3 protein-coding genes are annotated in these 3,376 nt (G+C 71.1%); all 3 read left to right on the top strand.

The genetic code is table 11. The features are described from left to right. Positions 1 to 103: 103 nt before the first annotated feature. The 3 genes from AOK00_RS29465 (at position 104) to AOK00_RS29455 (ending at position 3,183) form a co-directional block, all read left to right on the top strand. Positions 104 to 1,651 (top strand): ATP-dependent DNA ligase, encoded by a 1,548-nt coding sequence (locus tag AOK00_RS29465; RefSeq protein WP_055603275.1) that lies wholly within the window; start codon positions 104 to 106, stop codon positions 1,649 to 1,651. A gap of 116 nt (positions 1,652 to 1,767) precedes the next feature. Continuing rightward, positions 1,768 to 2,145, top strand: coding sequence for a hypothetical protein (locus AOK00_RS29460; RefSeq protein ID WP_055603276.1), 378 nt, complete (start codon positions 1,768 to 1,770; stop codon positions 2,143 to 2,145). A gap of 252 nt (positions 2,146 to 2,397) precedes the next feature. Continuing rightward, a complete protein-coding gene (locus AOK00_RS29455; RefSeq protein ID WP_055603274.1) occupies positions 2,398 to 3,183 on the top strand; it encodes a polysaccharide deacetylase family protein in 786 nt (261 codons plus the stop codon). Positions 3,184 to 3,376: the final 193 nt, after the last annotated feature.

Raw genomic sequence — 3,376 nt, 5'->3', positions numbered from 1 at the left:
GCGGGCGGCGGCGGGCGGGCCGGTGGCCGGAAGCACCCGGCGTCCTGGCCCTGACGGTGACCCGTGGCGTGCGGCGAGGGCGCGGTGTGGGGAGGATGGGCTCATGCTGCTCGCCCGTGTTGCGGAGGTGTCCCGGGAGGTCGCCGCCGTGTCGGCGCGCTCGCGCAAGATCCGGCTCCTGGCCGAGCTGTTCGCGGAGGCCGAGCCCGAGGAGAGCCCTCTCGTCATCGCGTACCTCTCCGGCCGGCTCCCGCAGGGGCGGATCGGGGTCGGCTGGAGCGTTCTGAAGGAGGTCGTCCCGCCCGCGGTCGCGCCCGCCGAACGGCCGGGCCTCACGCTCGGGCGTGTCGACGAGGCGATGACGGAACTCGCGGCGGTCTCCGGAGCCGGCTCCCGTGCCGAGCGGACCAGGCTTGTCCATGCCCTGTTCGCGGCGGCCACCGACGACGAGCAACAGCTGCTGCTGCGGCTGCTCACCGGGGAGGTGCGCCAGGGAGCCCTCGATGCCGTAGCGCTCGAAGGTGTCGCCCAGGCCGCCACCGTGCCCGCCGCCGAGCTGCGGCGTGCCGTGATGCTCGAAGGCTCGCTGCCCCCGGTCGCGCAGGCGGTGCTCGCAGAAGGCGCCACCGCGCTCGACCGGTTCACCCTCCGGGTCGGCAACCCCGTGCAGCCGATGCTCGCGCACACCGCGACCTCCGTCACCGAGGCGATCGGTGCCCTCGGGCCCTGTGTCGTCGAGGAGAAGCTCGACGGCATCCGCGTCCAGGTCCACCGGCGCGGTGACGTCATCCGGGTCCACACCCGCTCGCTCGACGACATCACCGACCGGCTTCCCGAAGTGGTCGCGACCGCACGCGCCGTACCGGCCGACGGTTTCATCCTGGACGGGGAAGTGATCGCGCTCGACCCGGCCACCGGACGCCCCGTGTCGTTCCAGTCCATCGCGTCCCGGGTCGGATCCCGCACCGACGTCGCCGGTGCGCACGCCGTCCTTCCCCTGACCCCGGTCTTCTTCGACGTCCTCGCGGCCGACGGCGAGGGGCTGATCGACCGGCCGGGCCAGGAGCGGCACGCGGTCCTCGCCCGACTGCTCCCCGAATCCCAGCGGGTCCGACGCCTCGTCGTGGCCGATCCCACCGATCCCGCGCAGGTGGAGGCAGCCCAGCGGTTCTCCGCCGAAACGCTGGCCAGAGGACATGAAGGCGTCCTGGTCAAGGCGCTCGACGCGCCCTACGTGGCCGGCCGCAGGGGACGCACCTGGCTGAAGGTGAAGCCCGTCCACACCGTCGACCTCGTCGTCCTCGCCGTCGAGCGGGGCCACGGGCGCAGAACCGGGCTGCTCTCCAACCTGCACCTCGGTGCGCGCACGGCGGACGGCGGCTTCGTCATGCTCGGAAAGACCTTCAAGGGGCTCTCCGACGACATGCTGCGCTGGCAGACCGAGCGGCTCGGTGAACTCGCCGTCGAGGACGACGGATTCACCGTGCGGGTACGGCCGGAACTCGTCGTCGAGATCGCCTACGACGGACTCCAGGCCTCGACGCGCTACCCGGGCGGTGTCACCCTCCGCTTCGCCCGCGTCCTGCGCCACCGCCCCGACAAGCGGGCCTCCGAGGCCGACACCGTCGAGGACATCATCGGCCGCTCCTGAGCGGAGGGCGGCGGACCTCGCGGGACGACGCCCCACGAGGGATGCTGGAGGCGTGGCACGAGGAGTGCCGGCACGACGAGCGCGGGGCGCCACGAGCTACCGGCGGCCGCGAGGAGATGAGCGACGTGTACGACTTGCACATCGACACCGACGTGACCGTGCAGCTCAGTGGCTGCAGCCGGGAGGACGCACAGGCCGTCTTCGGCGTCCTCGACGGTGTCTACGAGCTGGAGGACGTGACGGCCCCGGGTCCCCAGGCCGCCACCGCATTTTCCCCCACTGTCTGGACGGCCACCTTCGACACGGCCGGCGGACGCCACCAGGAGGTGCGTCCCACCCGACTGACCTCTCCGGTCGGCGCCACGCTCAGCGGTGGCTACCACGCCGTGAACGAGGTCGAGAAGGTGCTTGCCGCAGGCTTCGACATCCAGTCCCAGCAGTCCGTCTCCGGCGACCAGGAGACCGAGGCCCGACTGCTGCTCGCCTCCCGCTGAGCCTGCGCCTGAGCCTGCGCCTGCGCAGGCGCCTGAGACGCTGAGATGAGGCGCTGAGGCGCTGAGGCGCGAACTCCCCGGACGGAGCGGACGGGCGCCGTCCGGGGTTCGCGTGTGCCCGCGCGCTCGGTGGACCCCCCTGCCTTCCCCGGTATACACCGTGTGTAGAGTTTTCCGTCTGCCGTGAGTGCCGCCCTGACCAGGCGGTTTCCGGCCGTGCCGAAGACATCACCGGGGAAAGCGGGTTCCACCATGTTCCGATTCAGGCTGGGCCGACGCAGGGGGACGGCCACTGCCCTGATCGCCGCCGTGTCGCTGACGCTGACGCTCGGCGGTTGCGGAGTCGACACCGTCACTCCGCGGGACGCCCGGGGAGAGGGCGGAACGGACGACAAGGCGGGGGCCGCCGCCCGTCGCGTCGACTGCGCCAAGGTCAAGTGCATCGCGCTGACCTTCGACGCCGGGCCGGGCAAGGACACCCCCCGGCTCCTCGACATCCTCAAGGAGAAGAAGGTCCCCGCGACCTTCTTCCTGCTCGGCAGCAAGCACGTCGACCGCTATCCGCAGGTGGTCAAGCGAATAGCCGACGAGGGGCACGAGGTCGCCAACCACACCTGGACCCATCGGATCCTCACCGATCTCGACGAGTCGGAGGTCCGTGACGAGCTGTCCCGCACCCAGGACGCCGTCGAGAAGATCACCGGCCGGAGGCCCACCCTCATGCGGCCGCCGCAGGGCCGTACCGACGGAGCCGTGTCCGACGTCAGCCGGGAACTCGGGCTCGCCCAGATCCTGTGGAGCATCACCGCGAAGGACTACTCCACCACCGATTCCGCCCTCATACGGCAGCGCGTGCTCGAGCAGGCGCACGGCGACGGGATCATCCTGCTCCACGACATCTACGACGGCACGGTCCCGGCCGTTCCCTCCATCATCGACGAGCTCAAGCGGCAGGGCTACACCTTCGTGACCGTGCCCGAACTGCTGGCCCCGGGCAAGGCCGAGCCGGGCGCCGTGTACCGCCCCGAGAAGGACTGACGAGACCCCCCGAAAATCGGGTGAGGTGACTCACACCGCCCACAGGGGCATGCTCGGAACATTCGGGAAACGTTTACCGTTCATACGTATGTGACACCGAAGGGGCCCGGTCCCCAAGGTCCCCCCCATGTGGTGACCGCTCTTCGCGTCACGGCAGATCGGCCCCGGTTGGAATCCCCCGTCCAACCGGGGC

The organism is Streptomyces aureus, from assembly GCF_001418135.1.
Lineage (GTDB): Bacteria > Actinomycetota > Actinomycetes > Streptomycetales > Streptomycetaceae > Streptomyces > Streptomyces aureus_A.
Note: the sequence above shows the minus strand (reverse complement) of the source record. Positions and strands in the feature narration are given on the sequence as shown.